Annotated in this window: 18 protein-coding genes; 4 read left to right on the top strand and 14 right to left on the bottom strand. The window is 48.0% G+C overall.

Going from position 1 to position 17895, the window contains the following annotated elements:
- Positions 1 to 59: 59 nt before the first annotated feature.
- From MiSe_RS01680 to MiSe_RS01665, 4 genes are all read right to left on the bottom strand, one after another.
- On the bottom strand, positions 60 to 302 hold the full coding sequence (locus MiSe_RS01680; RefSeq protein ID WP_307731107.1) for a WGxxGxxG family protein: 243 nt from the start codon (positions 300 to 302) through the stop codon (positions 60 to 62).
- Positions 303 to 868: 566 nt separating this feature from the next.
- On the bottom strand, positions 869 to 1516 hold the full coding sequence (locus MiSe_RS01675; protein ID WP_226573373.1) for a response regulator transcription factor: 648 nt from the start codon (positions 1514 to 1516) through the stop codon (positions 869 to 871).
- Complete coding sequence (locus tag MiSe_RS01670) at positions 1513 to 2478, bottom strand: S1C family serine protease (protein WP_226573370.1); 966 nt, start codon at positions 2476 to 2478, stop codon at positions 1513 to 1515. The genes MiSe_RS01675 and MiSe_RS01670 overlap by 4 nt, the downstream gene beginning before the upstream one ends.
- 134 nt (positions 2479 to 2612) lie before the next feature.
- Complete coding sequence (locus tag MiSe_RS01665) at positions 2613 to 3602, bottom strand: S1C family serine protease (protein ID WP_226573368.1); 990 nt, start codon at positions 3600 to 3602, stop codon at positions 2613 to 2615.
- Positions 3603 to 3977: 375 nt separating this feature from the next.
- On the opposite strand from MiSe_RS01665, the gene MiSe_RS01660 reads away from it, so the two are divergent.
- The 3 genes from MiSe_RS01660 (at position 3978) to MiSe_RS01650 (ending at position 6626) form a co-directional block, all read left to right on the top strand.
- Positions 3978 to 4493 carry a GNAT family N-acetyltransferase gene (locus MiSe_RS01660; protein ID WP_226573365.1) on the top strand — a complete coding sequence of 172 codons (516 nt, stop codon included), beginning with the start codon at positions 3978 to 3980 and terminating at the stop codon, positions 4491 to 4493.
- Positions 4494 to 4496: 3 nt separating this feature from the next.
- A complete protein-coding gene (locus MiSe_RS01655; protein WP_226573362.1) occupies positions 4497 to 5339 on the top strand; it encodes a GNAT family N-acetyltransferase in 843 nt (280 codons plus the stop codon).
- A 462-nt stretch (positions 5340 to 5801) separates the two neighbouring features.
- Positions 5802 to 6626 (top strand): cyanophycinase, encoded by an 825-nt coding sequence (locus MiSe_RS01650; RefSeq protein WP_226573361.1) that lies wholly within the window; start codon positions 5802 to 5804, stop codon positions 6624 to 6626.
- A gap of 298 nt (positions 6627 to 6924) precedes the next feature.
- Here MiSe_RS01650 and MiSe_RS01645 read toward each other — a convergent pair whose 3' ends face one another.
- Positions 6925 to 7191, bottom strand: coding sequence for an ADP-ribosylglycohydrolase family protein (locus MiSe_RS01645; RefSeq protein WP_226573358.1), 267 nt, complete (start codon positions 7189 to 7191; stop codon positions 6925 to 6927).
- A 143-nt stretch (positions 7192 to 7334) separates the two neighbouring features.
- Here MiSe_RS01645 and MiSe_RS01640 point away from each other — a divergent pair, with 143 nt between their 5' ends.
- Entirely contained in the window at positions 7335 to 8750 is a 1416-nt protein-coding gene (locus tag MiSe_RS01640; protein WP_226573355.1) for an alkaline shock response membrane anchor protein AmaP, read from the top strand.
- A gap of 47 nt (positions 8751 to 8797) precedes the next feature.
- Here the strand turns inward: MiSe_RS01640 and MiSe_RS01635 are convergent, their stop codons facing one another.
- The 9 genes from MiSe_RS01635 to MiSe_RS01595 form a co-directional block, all read right to left on the bottom strand.
- Positions 8798 to 9445 carry an LON peptidase substrate-binding domain-containing protein gene (locus MiSe_RS01635; RefSeq protein ID WP_226573352.1) on the bottom strand — a complete coding sequence of 216 codons (648 nt, stop codon included), beginning with the start codon at positions 9443 to 9445 and terminating at the stop codon, positions 8798 to 8800.
- A gap of 124 nt (positions 9446 to 9569) precedes the next feature.
- Entirely contained in the window at positions 9570 to 9887 is a 318-nt protein-coding gene (gene rpsJ / locus MiSe_RS01630; RefSeq protein ID WP_018399487.1) for a 30S ribosomal protein S10, read from the bottom strand.
- Positions 9888 to 10006: 119 nt separating this feature from the next.
- Complete coding sequence (tuf, locus tag MiSe_RS01625; protein ID WP_226573349.1) at positions 10007 to 11236, bottom strand: elongation factor Tu; 1230 nt, start codon at positions 11234 to 11236, stop codon at positions 10007 to 10009.
- A gap of 22 nt (positions 11237 to 11258) precedes the next feature.
- Positions 11259 to 13334: an elongation factor G gene (gene fusA / locus MiSe_RS01620; protein WP_226573347.1), complete on the bottom strand. Its 2076-nt coding sequence runs from the start codon at positions 13332 to 13334 to the stop codon at positions 11259 to 11261.
- 90 nt (positions 13335 to 13424) lie between these two features.
- Complete coding sequence (gene rpsG, locus MiSe_RS01615; protein WP_226573344.1) at positions 13425 to 13895, bottom strand: 30S ribosomal protein S7; 471 nt, start codon at positions 13893 to 13895, stop codon at positions 13425 to 13427.
- 172 nt (positions 13896 to 14067) lie between these two features.
- Entirely contained in the window at positions 14068 to 14445 is a 378-nt protein-coding gene (rpsL, locus tag MiSe_RS01610; RefSeq protein WP_226573341.1) for a 30S ribosomal protein S12, read from the bottom strand.
- A gap of 216 nt (positions 14446 to 14661) precedes the next feature.
- A complete protein-coding gene (locus MiSe_RS01605) occupies positions 14662 to 14991 on the bottom strand; it encodes a HesB/IscA family protein (protein ID WP_226573338.1) in 330 nt (109 codons plus the stop codon).
- 6 nt (positions 14992 to 14997) lie between these two features.
- On the bottom strand, positions 14998 to 15417 hold the full coding sequence (locus MiSe_RS01600; protein ID WP_226573334.1) for a cupin domain-containing protein: 420 nt from the start codon (positions 15415 to 15417) through the stop codon (positions 14998 to 15000).
- A 341-nt stretch (positions 15418 to 15758) separates the two neighbouring features.
- Positions 15759 to 17780, bottom strand: coding sequence for a phosphodiester glycosidase family protein (locus tag MiSe_RS01595; RefSeq protein ID WP_226573332.1), 2022 nt, complete (start codon positions 17778 to 17780; stop codon positions 15759 to 15761).
- Positions 17781 to 17895: the final 115 nt, after the last annotated feature.

Genomic DNA, 17895 nt, shown 5'->3' with positions numbered 1-17895 from the left:
ATCTCCCCAGTCAACGCCTCGCATCAACCAGGAAGATCTGACGTTAGGAATAGATATATCTAGCGTCTGGTGGTCTGAGAACTCACTTCATTGGGTTCGCGGTAACGCACGGTTTCTTCATTTTTGCGCCCTGCTAAACCAGCCAAACCAATTAAACCCAGTAAACCTAACCAACCCCAATCAAAATCGTTGTCATCGTTAACAGCATCAACACCTTGGCGAGGAGTAGTCGTGTAAGTATCCCCTGGGGTAGTCGTGGTTTGAGCTTGTGCGGGTAAACTTAAAGGTGCAACAGCAATCATCGGCGGCTAGAAGGCTAGCTTTAGCAATTTTGGTCAATTTCATAATCGTCTTTTCCTTTGTCTTCTTGTTTCTGATGTTTCTACTTTATCGATTCACACCAGAAACTAGCCTCAATCTCAGGCGGGAAATTAATGTTTTATTATCTGAGACTAAAGACATAGAAAAATTGGCAGTTTGGTCTATCTTTTTAAATAAAATATGGTTAACATAATATCAACCACAGGAATAAATGGTTTGAAAGTTAAAAGGTTACGCTAGCTGTTAAAAATTATAAATTTGTCAATTAAAACACAGATGAACGCAGATGAACGGGGTAAAATATACCGATTCATCTGCGATTTTGAAGTGATATCATGTTCGCTGGCATCGACATCGCGCGGGGGGCGGGTTTATCAACACAATTCGCTTTCGATCAAAGGTATCTGGTAAAACCCGCCCCTACAACACCATTAACCAATTGAGTAGCCGACACCCGCGCATGGTGTCGCTACACAAACAAAGCCTGCCTACCCTTCGGGAACGCTTCGCGAACGCAGGCTTTAAAATTATAGGAAGGGACTTGATATTAGAGCATAATTAAACCCAGTCGCGCACCCAGGGTAACTGCTTCGGTGCGACTGGAAGCATTGAGTTTGCTCAAAATCGAAGCAACGTGGAATTTCACCGTATGTTCGGATATTCCCAGTTGTCGCGCAATAGTTTTATTTCCCATTCCTTCCGCTAGCATCCCCAAAACTTCGATTTCGCGGGGGGTGAGTGCTTGTAGCGGGGAAGCTGGTAAGGTGCGTGGGGTAGAGGGTAAAGTTGTTTGTAATGTTTCTACCGCATCGGGATGGAGTACAAACAGTCCGGTAGCAGCAGCAGCAACGGCGGCGATAATTTCGCTTTTGGTTGCGGATCGGGGTAGAATTGCTCGCACGCCTAAGCGTAATGCTTGTGATGTCGAGTTTAGGGAGTCGGTTAAGATAGCGATCGCCGGTAACTCCAGAACTTCCATCCCCAAAGCAAACAATAGTTCGGATATTGCTTCGTCTTCCACTCGATCCCAATCCAGGAGTACCACATCGGGCGCATAAGTTTCAATTTGCTGCTGTAGCGCAGTTGGCTGGGTTCCTACACTGCCGACTAGGGTAAAATCTGCGTGAGAGAGGAGAATGCTTTCTAAACCGGCGCGCGCGATCGCAGAATCCGCAGCAACCAAAACCCGCGTCACGCCGCCTCCGCCTCGCTGGCGCCACCCACCATCACATCTAAGCAATAGTGCTGTCCTTGGCGAATCAATTCCAGCGGTAGCACATCCCCTGGATTCATTTCCCAAAGCACCCTCACCAAATCATTCGGCGTCCTAAAATAGTCATCCCCAGCTTTAATTAACACATCAAAAGGAGCAATCCCCGCCGCAAAAGCAGCACTATTTTTAGTTACCGCCAAAACCAATAAACCCAAAATCCGCTGTTTACCTAAACGTACTAACACGGGTTGAGTAGTTACCCCAAGATAAGGACGCGGCGCGTTCTGTTTTTGCAAGAAACCTTCTACCGCATTACTCGGTATCGCCAGCGCCAAACCATTAGCAACCATACTATTAATACCGATAACGCGACCGCGTGCATCAGCCAAAGGACCACCAGAATTGCCAGGATAAAGTCGGATATCTGCTTGTATCCAATCAGGGAATTTTAGATTTTGGATTTTGGATTTTAGATTGGGGTTTTTCCTCTGTTCACCTTGAGGGGCGGGTTTAGTCAAATTGTCTGTACCAGTTGTATGGTTATTGGTAAAACCTGCCCCTACAGCCATACCAACTGCGTGGATAATTCCAGTCGTAAATGCGCCGACTACGCCTAAAGGGTTGCCTACTGCTAACACTAATTCACCAACTCGTAAATTATCGGAATTGCCGATAGTGGCGGCGGTTAACTCTTTTTCGTTAACTTTAATCGCCGCTAGATCTCGCACCGGATCTTTGGCAGTAATTGCCGCTTCTAATACTCGTCCATCCCACAACTCAACTGTTGTTGAAAACCCACGAACAACATGGGCATTTGTGATAATTATTCCATCAGAATGCCAAATTACACCCGCTCCAACTCCGTCATTTCCAGAACGCACTTGGACTGTAGAACGTCTCAAAGTAGCTGCGATGGATGCCAATTCATCGGTTAATTGTGTCATATGCTCAAAGTTTTATAAACCGCCAAGACGCCAATAATTTGTAGAGACTGCGTAATTTATAGTCCACTTAAGTGGACTTTTGCTATTAGCCAGGGACTTAAGTCCCTGGCGGGCGATGCGACGGAAATTCTGATTTATTCCTCCCGATCGCCTCTCCATCTACCTCTCGATCTCCCCCTACCTCTTTCCTCTCCTTCGCATCCTTCTTGTCTGACTCTTTCGCCGATAGTTATTGTTAGTTCAATTAATGTGCCACCTCGGATAACTTGTGCCTTTATTGTTTTACCGACGCTTTGAGATCCAAGCATTGCGAGGACATCATAGGTATCGTTGATCGGGGTATCGTCGAGTGTTACGATGACATCACCTAGCAACATGCCTGCTGTATCTGCTGGGCCACCTGGTTCGATATTGACAGCGATCGCACCCCCAGCAGAGGACAAATTTAGCTGCTTTATCAGCACATCTGGCAAGCGCACGGGTTGCATACCCACGCCCAAATATCCCCGTTTAATATGTCCAGCTTCTAACAATTGATTCACCACCCGGTTAACAGTAGAAACAGGAATAGTTACATCGCTGCGACGGGATAAACCGGCGGTATTGATACCCACAACGCATCCAGAAGAATCGACTAACGGTCCTCCATCCATACCGGGGTATAAAGTTAGATCGGGTAATAATAATTGGTCGATTTGACCGCCGCGCCAAGTGCGCCAAGCGCCGCCTTTGGCGCTGACTACACCCCAACTGGCGGTTAAAGAGCGATCGCTTGACCTCCCCAACGCCAGCACTATGTTACCCACTTTTAGCGAGTCCACATCGCCGATTGTAGCAGCAGGAAAATCTATTCCCTCTAACTTCAAAACTGCCAAATCCGTACTCGTATCCCTTCCTACTAAAGTAGCAGTAACCGTGCGATTATCGGGCAAAATAACGGTAATTTCGTCCTCGCGTCTAATAGTATGGTCAGCAGTAACAATGACACCAGATCGCCAGTGGACGCCACTAGAAGCCATCCGCTGTCTAGCATTAATACCAACAACCGCCCCACCTGCCCGTTCAACCGCATCGGCTAAATTATTAGACAACGTAACTATGGCGTTAGATTGATCGGCAGACATTTAACAACTCCATTTGGTAATGGGTAATTGGTAATGAGTAATTGGTAATTGGTAAGAACAATTTTCAATTCCCTCATGTCCTCAGAATGCCTTATTCTCAAAGCCAGCGACATCGGTAAAATGGGCAGAAGCATACCTAGAAAAATGGCTAGGGGCATTTCTGCACTGACTATTTACGTGTAGGTGGTAAAATCTAGCCGGTTTTCTGGAATTGAATGGTGGCAAAATGTAGCTTAATACAGCGGATTGTAAGTGAGTGAGGTACAGCCTTTTGGCTTGTTTGTGTAGCGGCAGCATTAATGCTGCCGCTACACAAACGAAGGCGCAGCTCATACGGCTGCAATCCGCTATAAACTTGATGGGAGAGTTAACGCGATGTCACCTGAAATTGAAACCGCTAGACTCAAATTTCGCCCATTTACGCTAGATGATGTGGATGCGCTGCATCAAATGTGGATTCATCCCGATGTGCGTAAATATCTTTGCGACGACAAAGTAATCCCCAGAGAGGAAGTCGCTTCCCTGATTGAAAAAAGTATCGCTTGCTTCCAGACTAATAATTTTGGTCTTTGGGGAGTGTTTCTGCGCGAACAAGAAATCCTCATAGGTTTCGGTGGCTTTTGGTATTTTCATACGCCGCCAGAATTGGAAATGATTTATGGAGTCGCCCCCGAATATTGGAATCGGGGATATGCTACAGAAATTGCCAAAGCCACGATAAAGTATGGTTTTGAACAACTGGGTTTCGATCGCATTGTGGCAAATGCAGATGCACCTAATCTCGCATCATTGCGCGTAATGCAGAAAGCCGGGATGAAATTTGAAAAAGCAGCCAACGTTAACAATCTAGACTTAGTTTTCTACTCAATATCGCGCGCTGAATGGGAGTGAGTTATGAAACTGCATCGGTTTGAAGACGCGAGTCAATTTTACCAACAAGTTAAAGACTATCTGCTAAACTACGAAGCCCATCACTGCTTGCTGTTTGGCATCATCGATACTTTAATTAACTATCCGCAAAGATACGACAAAAACCCCTATTTAGCATCCGTAGAAGATGGGGGAAAGGTGGTAGCAGTTGCAGTTAAAACAGCACCGTATGCGGCGGTACTATCAAAGGTAGAGGATTTTGCTGCATTGGAAGCGATCGCATCCGACTTACACGCGCAAAAAGAACCGCTTCCCGGCGTCAATGCTTTGACAGATGAAGCACTTGCATTTGCTCAAACCTGGCAGAAGCTAACAGGTGAATCTTATGAGATAGAAATGCAAATGCGAATTCATCAGTTGCAAACCGTCGAACCAATTGCCAAATCTAGCGGTTATTTGCGATTGGCTCTTGAGAGCGATCGCCAACTATTACTAGAATGGTATAAAGCCTTTGAACTCGACGCATTAGGAGAGAATGAGAAAAATAGCGCTCGCAACATTGAGTATCACCTCAAGCACAATCTAGCCTATATTTGGGAAGATAAAATCCCCGTATCAATGGTTTTTTCTGGAGGTTCAACACCCAACGGAAAGCGCATCACGGCGGTATATACTCCACCCGAATACCGCCAAAAAGGTTATGCCACTTCCTGCGTCGCCGCCCTCAGTCAAAACCTGCTCGATAGCGGTTGCAAATACTGCTTTCTCTATACAGATTTAGCCAATCCCACTTCCAATCACATCTATCATAAGATTGGTTATCGACCCGTCAGCAATTGGAGCAACTATTCATTTATCAAGCATTAAGTAAAGGCGGGTTTTACAGACATTTTAGATAAACCCGCCCCCAGCTCAATCCCAAATCTAAAATCCTGATCTTCTGATTTTGGAATTATTGCTAGTGGCTAATGGCGTTCCTAGGCGACCGCCTGGGGAACGAGGCTAATCGCGAGATTGGTAAAAATCCTATATTAGCAATTAGCAATTAGCAATTAGCACCGCCAAAGTTTATAACTAGCAACTTGCGGCCTAACGAGACTGCGGTCAGCTTGTGGGACACTTGGGATTTCAGAGGACTAGTGAGTCAGCCGGTAGTGAGTTCTCAGGCATTGCCACCTAATCACTTGCCACTATCCTACCCTGTGCCATGGCAAGTCTACCCCGGTAGCCAAATTACTGGAAATTCTGTATAAGAATCTACCGTTTGGCTGTTTCCCACGATTCGATTGTGATGTTTTCTTAAAAGAAGACCTCAAAAATGGAGCTTGTATGACTGACGATAAGCGCGGGCAATTACTAATCATCGGCGGTGCAGAAGAAAAAGAAGGCGAATGCAGAATCCTGCGGGAATTCGTGCGACGCGCCGGAGGTACCAAAGCTCGCATTGCAATTATGACAGCTGCCACCAGCTTGCCCAGAGAAGTAGGAGACGACTACACCAGAATCTTTGAGCGTCTGGGCGCCGAAGAGGTTAAAGTGATTGACACCGAATATCGAGAAGATGCAGATAAACCAGACTACTTAGAATTCATTGAACAAGCAACTGGCGTATTTTTTACTGGAGGAGATCAAGCTCGCATCATCAGCTTAATTAAAGACACCAAACTCGATACAGCAATTCACAGGCGTTACGCTGAAGGAATTGTAGTCGCAGGCACAAGCGCCGGTGCTGCCATGATGCCAGATGTAATGATTATTGAAGGAGACTCCGAGACAAATCCTCGCGCTGATACTGTGGCAATGGGGCCTGGTATGGGCTTCCTTCCGGGAATTGTAGTCGATCAGCATTTCTCCCAGCGCGGACGTCTGGGACGCTTAATTTCAGCCTTGGCACAGCAGCCAGCCGTCTTGGGAATCGGTATTGACGAAAATACAGCCGTAGCAGTCAATGGCAACAAATTTGAAGTCATTGGCGCTGGCTCTGTTACCGTTGTCGATGACTCGGAAATTACCCATAGCAACGCCGATGATGTCTTGAAAGATGAGCCGATGGCAATTTGCGGCGCGAGGCTTCATATTCTTCCCCACGGCTATGGATTTGACCTAGAAAAGCGCAAAGCTATCCTTGATAGAGTTGCTGCCCCAGTTGCCTAAATCGCAAAGGTGCTAATAGCTAATGGCTCCAAAAACCATTAGCTATTAACTCAAGTTGCTAGTTATCTCTCGATGAGCGGCTAATGGCTAATGGCTAATGGCGAGATTGGTAAAAATCCTATATTAGCAATTAGCAATTAGCCATTAGCAACGCCAAAGTTTATAACTAGCAACTTGCGTTATTAGCTATTCGCATCGCGGCACCATTTCCAGCCGAGAAGACACCAGAGCGATATCCCAACCACAACTTCAAAATCGCTTCTAACCTCCCATATCCAATTCCAGCCGGTAAACCGAGTCACCAAAACCGCAATCTAATCCCCAAATCTTGCTTAAATATATCGACATTTCCCGCCGAAACAATCAGCAATTTAGCCACTGTACAAGTATATTCCGTATCATCATAAATCATCCCTCTACCAAACAAAAATTGAGATTGATTCAAATGCGGATAAACACGAACTAGCTGACGCTTACTTAACCCTTGATAAAGCAATCCAAAACCATCACCCACAGCAGTTCCAACCAAACAGCCAACAATTGACTCACAAGTTCGATCTCCCATTTAAACATCAAAAATTCTCTCTCTACTCTTCCTCTGCGTCCTTGGCTTCTTGGCGGTTCATTAAAAAGAAAATTTTTGTCAAGCCAGAAACTTTTGACAAATTATATCAGTCTGACTGGGTATATCCTTAAAAAACTTATCCTATGGTTGACCTAGCCCAAGGTATTCCAGGGTTACCCGATCTTACCCAAGCAACCCAATTAATTGAATTTGGCAAACAGCTACTTCGTACATTCCTAATTTTAACTGGTTTAGTAGGACTATTAGGAATAGCGATTGCTCTCCTAAGTTTCTCCCTCCGCCGCGACGAACCCGAACAAGCCATTTTCATCGGCGAATGGCTCTTCCGCTACTCAGTATTGCTACGAGGATTGCAACATACAGCCTTAATTTTAATCCTCTTAGTAGGCGGATTTTTTCTCTGCTCAACCTTAAGCACTCGGTACCACTTTTGGGAACAAGCACGAGTAGCTAAAGTCGCCGAAACTGTCGCCGGAGAACGTTTAGAACAACCAGCACCCCAAGTGCGCTACATTATTGGCGCACCCTATACTTACAATACTCAAGTAGGTGACAGGCTTGTCCGAGTCCAGGAAAAGCGAGCAATTAATCGCTTTCTCGCACTCACCGGATCGCAAATTGAGGTTAAAATTGACCAAGTCCCAGACCCCCAAAAGCAGGGTCGAGCAATTTATCTTTTAGATTTTAGCGCTGACTATCAAGCAACGAATCGTCTAAACCAAGCTGAGAATTTTTTCTTTGAAATCTCCCCACCCAACGGTTACTCTCTATTACAAAATTTTAAGGTAGAGCGAAACGGTACAAGACTGCAACCCAAAAATCCAGGGGAATATAGCTTTCCTTTCCGCCTACAACCAAACGAAAAAACTCGCTTTCGCGTCACCTATAAAGCTCAAGGCGCGCCGCGTTGGGTTTATAATGCCAGCGAACAACTACTTTCCAATTTTCGCCTCAGCGTACTGGCTAATTTCCCCGCAGCCGATTTTGCTAGCGGTATCGTTCCTACTGAGAGCAAAGAAGAAGCAAAAGGCACACGCTTTACCTGGGTATTTGACGATAATGTTTCCGTCCTCAACCCCTTCGGAGTATTTACAGCGATTAAACCGGCTCAGAATACTGGGATTTTACCCCGCTTGCTGATACTGGCTCCAGCTTTATTCCTGTGGTGGTTATTGTTGCTGTACTTATCCCTACCGATGAGTTTACGAGATGTAGCGATCGCTGGCGCTACCTTCTTCGCCTGCATCCTGGCTTTAACATATCTCAGCCGTTTTGTCAATGCCCAAATAGCGTGGACAGGTATTTCCCTTGTCCTGCTAGCCCTAGCCTGGGGACTGGGGTCAAATCGTCGCGTCCACCTCGCCGCCGTTATTTGTACCATTGCCGGGGCAATTTTGCCCGTTTTAGGGTTATTAGTCACCTACAGCGGTCTAACCCTTAGCCTAGCGGGGCTGCTCTCGGTCATATGGCTCGCCGTTCGTCACTGGTATAATTTATATCCTTTAACTTCAGGATATTCAAGTACTCGATCCGAGTAAGGGCGAGAGGTAGATTGGCAAAATCATTACCAATTACCCATTACCCATTAGCTACTTTTCAGCGTATCTTTTAGCACAGTCCGCGCCGCCAGATGATTGCGCGTAGAGGTGAGAATTTCCGCTTCCCGTTCCAGTCTCGCCGCAGTATCTTGCATTTCTAGCATTGCCTGTTGCTCTAATGCCACGCCAGCGAGATTGCTGGCGACCCAATAAGATAATTCTCTAGGCAGACTGGGGATATCATCGGGTAATTCGATATTTTGCTCGGTCAACTTAGCCGAAAGACGTACCACATCCCGCAGCAGTTGTTCTACTTCTGCTGCTAAAGGAACCAAGTTCTTCTGTGGCGGGGTATCTTCGAGCCATTCCACCAAGCCGACTCGGTAAGGTTTTTCTCGGACATACTCCAGGACGCGGAACCGCTGCTGCCCTAAGGTTAAGATCTTCATGCGATCGTCTGGGAGACGCTGGTATCTAATAATTTCGGCACAGCACCCCACATCGGCGGGTTGTCCCTTAACCTGATCCCACAGCTGAATCCCGAAGCGGCGATCGCTCTCCAGAATCGTGTTCATCATGATTCTGTAACGAAACTCAAAAATGTGTAGAGGCAGCGGTCTACCTGGAAATAAAACTACTTCCGGCAACGGGAACAGAGGAAGCTCTCTAACAGCAATTGAGGAAGAGGATGCCATAGTACAGAAAGTAAAGGCGCTTATTTACTTACTTTAACGGATCTGCTCCTAAAAAAGGTAATAAAGTAAGCAGCCCTTGAGCATTAGCACTCAAGGGCTACCCTTGCCAACTTGCCAGTTTTGCTTACAGCTTCACTTCAATATCCACGCCAGCTGGCAGGTCGAGTTTCATCAAAGCATCAATGGTTTTAGAAGAAGGCTGGTAAATATCAATAATGCGGCGATGGGTGCGCGTTTCAAAATGTTCCCGCGAATCTTTATCAACGTGGGGCGAGCGCAGCACGCAGTAAATACGGCGTTTAGTCGGCAGGGGAATCGGGCCGATTGCTGTAGCGTTTGTCCGATTTGCCGTATCTACAATCTTTTCACAAGAAGTATCGAGCAAGCGGCGGTCGAAAGCCTTGAGTCGAATGCGAATTTTTTGCTGTTGAATCGTTGCCATTTTCAGTTTTCCAGGTTCGGTTGAAAACGATTATTTTTGTTTTTCCAGAAGCCAGAGCAGAAAAGCAGACTTCCCAAACGGGTAGTTGCCTTTCTGCTCTTAATTAAAAAGGAAAGTGTCTACTTGAGGATCTTCGATACGACACCTGCACCGATGGTGCGACCACCTTCGCGAATCGCGAAGCGCATACCTTGCTCAATTGCGATCGCGTTGATTAATTCCACGGTCATTTTAACGCGGTCACCGGGCATCACCATTTCTGCCGCGCTACCGTCATCTGCCGTGAATGCTGCGATCGTTCCAGTTACGTCGGTTGTCCGCACGTAGAACTGAGGACGGTAGCCAGGGAAGAAAGGCGTTTTGCGACCGCCTTCTTTTTCCGTCAAAACGTACACTTCACCTTCAAACTGAGTGTGAGGCGTGATCGAACCCGGCTTGGCAATCACCATCCCGCGCTCGATGTCGGCCTTTTGGATACCCCGCAGCAGGATACCGGCGTTGTCACCAGCCATCCCTTCCTCAAGGCTCTTCTTAAACATCTCGATCCCAGTAACGGTGGTGCTACGGGTAGCTTTAATGCCGACCAGTTCCACGTTGTCACCGATTTTAACCTTACCCCGCTCAATACGACCTGTAGCTACAGTTCCACGACCTGTGATAGAGAACACGTCTTCTACAGCCATCAGGAACGGTTTATCAATATCCCGTTCGGGAGTAGGGATATAAGCATCTACAGCGTCCATTAACGCGTAGATTTTATCTACCCACTTATTCTCACCCCGTGCTGTCTTGGGATTAGCAACCATTGCTTCCAGCGCTTGCAGACCCGAGCCGATCACAACTGGAATATCATCACCAGGGAATTGGTAGCTAGACAGTAACTCACGAACTTCCAATTCTACCAGTTCCAGGAGTTCTGCGTCATCCACCATGTCTTCTTTATTTAAGAAGACCACCAGACTGGGAACACCTACCTGTCTTGCCAAGAGGATGTGTTCGCGGGTTTGAGGCATAGGACCATCAGCCGCAGAAACTACCAGAATAGCACCGTCCATTTGAGCAGCACCCGTGATCATGTTCTTCACATAGTCCGCGTGCCCGGGGCAATCCACGTGAGCATAGTGCCGTTTTGCGGTTTCATACTCTACGTGAGCGGTGTTGATGGTAATACCCCGTGCCTTTTCTTCTGGCGCCGCATCAATTTCATCGTATTTTTTTGCCTGCGCCTGACCAAGAGCTGCCAAGGTCATGGTGATGGCTGCTGTTAAGGTTGTTTTACCGTGGTCAACGTGACCAATAGTACCGATGTTGACGTGGGGTTTATTCCGTTCAAACTTTGCGCGTGCCATGAATGCTAATTTCCTTTACTAACTAAGAGTTCCCTTTGCTCTTGGCGATGATGGCTTCAGCCACGTTCTTAGGCACTTCATCGTAGTGGCTGAACTCCATCGAGAAGATGCCTCTGCCTTGGGTCATAGACCGGATATCTGTAGCATATCCAAACATCTCTGCCAGTGGGACTTTAGTGGTCACCTTAGCCAGACCCTGTTCGACTTCTTGAGCTTCGATTTGACCCCTACGGGAAATCAGGTTTCCCATTACAGTCCCCAGGTATGCTTCCGGTACTTCCACCTCAACTTTCATCATAGGCTCCAACAGTACCGGCGAAGCCTTATTGACTGCCTCTTTTATTGCCATTGAGCCAGCAATCTTAAACGCCATTTCTGACGAGTCTACTTCGTGGTATGAGCCATCCACCAAGGTTGCTTTCAGGTCAATTACCGGATATCCAGCCAAAATACCCGATTCGCAGGTTTCCTTGATCCCTTGCTCTATGGGTCCTATGTATTCTTTAGGTACAGTACCCCCAACGATCTTGGAGACGAATTCAAAGCCGCTACCGGGATCTCCTGGTGCCACTTCGATCACGGCGTGACCGTACTGACCTTTACCACCGCTCTGGCGGATAAATTTCCCTTCTGCTCTCACCGCTTTGCGGATTGTTTCGCGGTAAGCCACCTGCGGCGCACCGACGTTTGCTTCTACCTTGAACTCCCGCAGCATCCGGTCAACTAGGATTTCCAGGTGCAACTCGCCCATCCCGGCAATCACGGTTTGGTTGGTTTCCTGGTCGATATTGACTCTGAAAGTGGGGTCTTCTTCCGACAGGGATTGCAGAGCTTTGGATAGCTTCTCCATATCCTGTTTGGTCTTGGGTTCCACCGCCACCGATATCACGGGTTCGGGGATGAACAGGGACTCCAGAATTACTGGCGAGCCTTCTTCGCAGATCGTATCGCCGGTAAATGTGTCTTTCAGACCCAAAATCGCACCCAGATCTCCCGCTCGCAGTTCTTCAACTTCGATCCGTTCATCTGCTTTTAATACGATCAGCCGCGATACCCTTTCCTTCTTACCCTTGGTCGCGTTCAGCACGTAGCTGCCTTTCTTGAGTACGCCCGAGTAAACGCGAATAAAGGTGAGGCGACCGTAGGGGTCTGCCATAATCTTGAAGGCCAAGGCTGACAGTGGCTCTTCATCCGAGGCTCTCCGCTCTACCTCAGTGCCATCTGGCTTAGTTCCCTTAATCGCCGCAATGTCAATCGGGGCGGGTAGGTAATCGATCACCGCATCCAACAGCGGCTGTACGCCTTTATTCTTAAAGGCCGACCCGCACAGCATCGGAACGATCGTGCCATCGATCGTGCCTTTGCGTAGGGCTTGCTTGATTTCCTCTTCAGTAAATTCTTCGCCTTCGAGATATTTTTCGGTCAAGACATCATCGGTTTCGGCTACTGCTTCCACCAGCTTGAGGCGAAACTCTTCTGCTTTTGCTTGCAGATCGGCTGGAATATCTGTTTCTGTGATTTCTTTGCCGACATCGTCTTTATAGATCAGGGCACGCATCCGCACCAAGTCTACAATTCCCTGGAAGTCGCTTTCCGCTCCAATCGGAAGTTGAATTGGTACTGCGTTGGCTCTCATGCGATCGCGTATCTGGTCGTAAACTTTATAAAAGTTCGCCCCAGTCCGATCCATCTTGTTAACAAAGGCGAACCGAGGCACGTTATACCGATCTGCCTGCCGCCATACTGTCTCAGACTGAGGCTGTACCCCGCCCACCGAGCAGAATACAGCAATTACTCCATCCAAAACCCGCATGGAACGTTCGACTTCAATCGTGAAGTCAACGTGTCCCGGTGTGTCAATAATGTTAATTTGATGGTCTTTCCAGCTGGTGCTGATAGCGGCAGCAGTAATGGTAATTCCTCGCTCCCGCTCTTGTTCCATCCAATCCGTTACTGTGGTTCCTTCATGGACTTCTCCAATCTTGTGAACCAGCCCCGAATAGAATAGAATCCGTTCAGTTGTCGTTGTCTTGCCCGCATCAATGTGGGCGGCAATCCCGATATTGCGTGTTCTTTCAAGCGGGACGGTACGTGCCACGGCTACCTCCTTGGTTAATGCCGCAGTATTGATTTCCTTACTCTCTGTTAAGATTCTATACTTTTTGTGGTCAAGCGGTTTGCCCAAATGCTAATAGCGATAGTGAGCAAAAGCTTTGTTCGCTTCAGCCATGCGGTGGGTTTCTTCCCGTTTGCGAATCGAACTGCCGGTTTGGTTAGCCGCATCCATCAACTCGTTCGCCAGTTTCATCGCCATTGAGCGACCCGACCTGGATCTGGAAAATTGAATCAGCCACCTTAGCGCCAACGCTGCACCCCGGTCTGGGCGTACTTCCATCGGCACTTGGTATGTTGCGCCACCCACCCGGCGGGCTTTTACTTCCACCAGAGGAGTAGCGTTGCGGACAGCCTGCTCAAACGTTTCTAATGGATCTGAGCCTGTCCGTTCCTCGATAATTTTCATGGCATCGTAAATCACCCTTAATGCCAGTGACTTTTTGCCGTGCCGCATTACCCGTCGTACTAGCATGTTAACTAGACGACTGTTATAGACCGAATCTGGCGGTACGGGACGTTTTTGAGCAACAGTACGACGAGACATATTAAGCCTTCAACAGGAACTTGTTTTTTTTGGCATCAGACTTATATAAAATCCTGTTGCCTATGACTTAGGCACTCCCAAGTTGATTCTGAGCGCAGGCATTGCGCCCAGCAGAATTCAATTTTACAGTCATTTTTGTTAAGACCGCCTCATCTGCTTGGGATGACAGGAATTATTTTTTCTTAGGACGCTTCGTGCCGTACTTAGAACGACCCTGCTTGCGATCCTTGACTCCTGCTGTATCCAAAGTGCCGCGAATAATATGGTATCTGACACCGGGTAAGTCTTTGACCCGACCACCCCGAATCATTACAACCGAGTGTTCTTGCAAATTATGACCTATTCCCGGAATGTACGCCGTTACCTCAAACCCAGATGTGAGGCGCACCCTAGCTACTTTCCGCAGCGCTGAGTTCGGTTTTTTCGGCGTCGTTGTGTAAACTCTTGTACAAACACCACGGCGTTGCGGGCAACTCTTCAACGCTGGCGATTTTGTTTTCTTCTCTATTTTCTGACGTTCAGCACGAATCAATTGCTGGATGGTGGGCATGACCTCTATATCTACAGTTTTTAGCTGTTTTAATTTACCACAAACATTGAATATATCAATTTTGTTAGATTTTTGTCAAGGCAAGGGGGTGGAAAGCCAAGCCAGGACTTAGGCAAAGAAACCGGGTTTCTCTGCTCGTAGTGCGTCAGTCCTGCAAGCAAAAAACCACGCGCAGAGCGATCGCTCCCGTGGCAGTTCAATATTTGCTGCGGCATCTTAACCCTGTATGGAAAAGGAATTACCGCAGCCACAGCTAGTCTTGGCATTGGGGTTATGAAAGCGAAAACCGCCACCCATCATATCTTCCGAGTAATCCAGAGTCAGGCCGTCGATATAGTTGAGCTGCTGTTGTGCTACGACCACAGACAGGCCGTTACAATCGTAAACTCGATCCCCTGGCGCTGGCGTCTCGTCAAATTCCAGGGTGTAGACCATCTCAGCGCAGCCGCCTGGTTGTACCCCCAGGCGAAATAGTGCATTTGGCTTTTGGTGTTTAGATTTGAGACGTTTGATTTCACTGGCGGCTGCTGGACTGAGATTAATCATAAAACTTTACTTTTTGGTGCGGGCGTAGTCGTCTTGAAAGCGCACAATATCATCTTCTCCCAGATATTCCCCATTTTGTACCTCAATTAAAACTAGAGGAATTACACCAGGGTTTTCCAGACGGTGGTTGGTACATTGGGGTACGTAGGTAGACTGATTGCTGCCCAGCATGATTTCTTCTTCGCCGCAAGTTACCTTAGCCGTACCCGAAACTACGATCCAGTGTTCGCTACGGTGGTGGTGCATTTGCAGGCTGAGGCGGTGACCGGGCTTGACTTCAATCCGCTTAATTTTATATCCTCGCCCTTCTTCAAGAACTGTAAAAGAACCCCAAGGCCGCAGTTCTGTGGCGGCAACTGTGTTTGTAGCAGCAGATGTGGGTAGGGCAACTGCGGATACGTGAGAGATTTCTTGAAGCTGAGCCATATATTTTCTCCTAATTACTGGGATCAGAGTTAGTTTTGTGAAGATCTATGAAATACAAGCGCCGCTCGGTTGCGTTGAACCTAGATACTTTTCAAACCCACAGCCCAACATAGCAAATACCATCGGGCCGCTGTCATCAGTAATCCTGCTAATTGAGCTGATTTACATCAAGTCTTTACATGGGACTTAGCAGCTTTAAAGGGGCTTTAACAACATGGGGAAGGTGGGGAAGATGGGGACCAGAGGCGATGGGTAGCTCCAGGCGATGGGGAGAATGTACATTCTAATTCCCCTTTTGTCCCTCTGCTCCTGGGCCCCTTTTGCCCCTCATCTCCCTCATCTCATAGCCGGGGATTGAGGAAAATACCGATGCCGTTGTGAACGCGAGCGGCAGTGCCGGGAGGGCGATTGAGCAGTTGACCGCCCAGGTAAAGGCTGGTAGAACTGCCGCCGTCTAAATTAAGTGCATCAACGGCTCCCATTTGTTGTACGATCTGAGCGATTTCACGTAAGGTTGGTCCCGTGCCACCTGTACGATTACCGACGGTGACTATGAGTAGGGTGTTGCTGGCGGTGATAGCGATGGCACTCCGAACGGCAGATTCTTCAATAAAGGAATCGCGGAATTGTTCGGCTTTGGCGTCGAGAACAATTTGACGATTTTGCAGTAAAACCGGCCCTGCTCCTAAAATTTGGGGATAACGGACGAATTCCCCAGGGACGGGAACGCTTTCGTAGCGGACTGTCGTACCAACGGCAAGCTTATCGGCTAATTCTGGTTTGGCACGGATAACGAGCAGGTAGCCGTCAGGTGGAATGGGAAAGGGTGTTTGTCCCGCTGAACCTGCGGGTGATTGACTGATAACCTGGTTATTCCCGATTGCGACTATGGTTTCGTTATCGCTGAGGGGGGTGTAGGTATTTCCCCACTCTTTTGTGTGGAGGGCAATTCCTGGCTGGATGTAGCCGCTGTTAACCGCTGTGACGGGTAACCGCTCTCCACCTGATGTAACGATCGTGTTCTCAACACTTAGATGTCCGATTTTGACTTCGCCGAAGTCGTTCCAACCGATCGCTCCCCGGTTGAGAATAGGACTGGATAACCACCTACCATCCCGCCTGATTGCGCCCAAAGGCAACTGAGTATTGCGATTAAAAAAACCCGCGTTAATCGCCGCCGCGACTTGCCACTGCTGCGCTGTCTGAATTAAAGGGGCAATCCCCACTAACGTACTAGGATTGCTCCAGATAGGCTTGATCGTCAATCCAGGCTGACGCGGATTGATTTCCAACCAAACTACCGGAAAACGGGAAGCAACCTGTTTCCCAGATGAAGCATCTTTAATTTCGATATACTGCTGCCTGTAGCGCAATCCCGTTGCCCAGACAATATCTCGCTCTACCATAGTCTCTGGTTGAAAATCGATGACGAGGCGGTAGGGATTGGATAAACTCCAAACGCGAGGACGCAAACCACTGGGAATGTTGGTTCTAATTGTCGTTTGGTTAGAAGTGCTTTCCAGATTAATTGGGCATGGCGTCTGGGGGATTGGGCATAGTTCGGCGGGAGGGGGAGGGGGCAGAAGTTGGTCTGGCTGCGTTTGTACTGTGTCTGCTATACCAGATTCTATGCTTGGTGTCCCATTTCCCGGCACGGTTCTCTGTAGTATTGCTGGGTCAGTTGCCGCATCGATGGTAACTTTTACTACATTGCCTTCTTGGCTGACTTGCCAAGGGGTTGGACGGTCTAGATCTACAACAATGGGTAGGCTAGAGGAGGCGGGGGAGTTTTGACGCCAAAGTAGCTGTTCCTGTCGCATGTCTTGTAATTTGGCGGGAGGCAAGTTAATTCGCAGCGTTGTCCCATCGGCTTGCAACTGCCAACCCATCGCTGTCGCTAAATCGGTAATATCTAAATAGCGGTACTGACTGGTTAACCAGGTTGCTAAAATCAGCGGCTGGGTTTGAGCCTGGGAAAACCACTGTACCGGCTGTGCTGTTGTATTCCAAGTACTCAGTAACTCAGCTCCGATTGTCCGCATTAAGCCGGTATCGCTAATCCCAGTGCGGATAGTTTTATCGCTGACACTTAGTTGCCGCTGACTCCAAACTACGGGTAAAATTCGCCCATTTACAGCGATTTGGTTCCCCTGTCTTAAATTCCTCTGGAAAGAAGTGTCGTTGGGCACCGATACTGGGAGTTGTTGGCTTAGTACAGTCATCGGTTTGGCTGGCACTAGCTGCTGTGGGATGGCTACAGAGGTAGAAAGGCTAGCAATGGCATTTTGACCCAACCACAGCGACGTGGCGATGATAGGTACGATTGACAGGGTGAGATACAATTGATGTTTACGACCTGGCATAGGAAGGATAAATACTTGGAAGGCCAGCGAGGTGCTGTGGGAGCGTTCCCGCCTGCGCCCGTCTTTGGTCAGATTAGCCCCCACATAATATCAAGAACTAATGACTTGAGCGTGG

Origin of the sequence: Microseira wollei NIES-4236 (assembly GCF_020521235.1) — a bacterium.
In the GTDB taxonomy this organism is placed as follows: domain Bacteria; phylum Cyanobacteriota; class Cyanobacteriia; order Cyanobacteriales; family Aerosakkonemataceae; genus Microseira; species Microseira wollei.
This window is presented reverse-complemented; position numbering and strand designations above follow the sequence as displayed.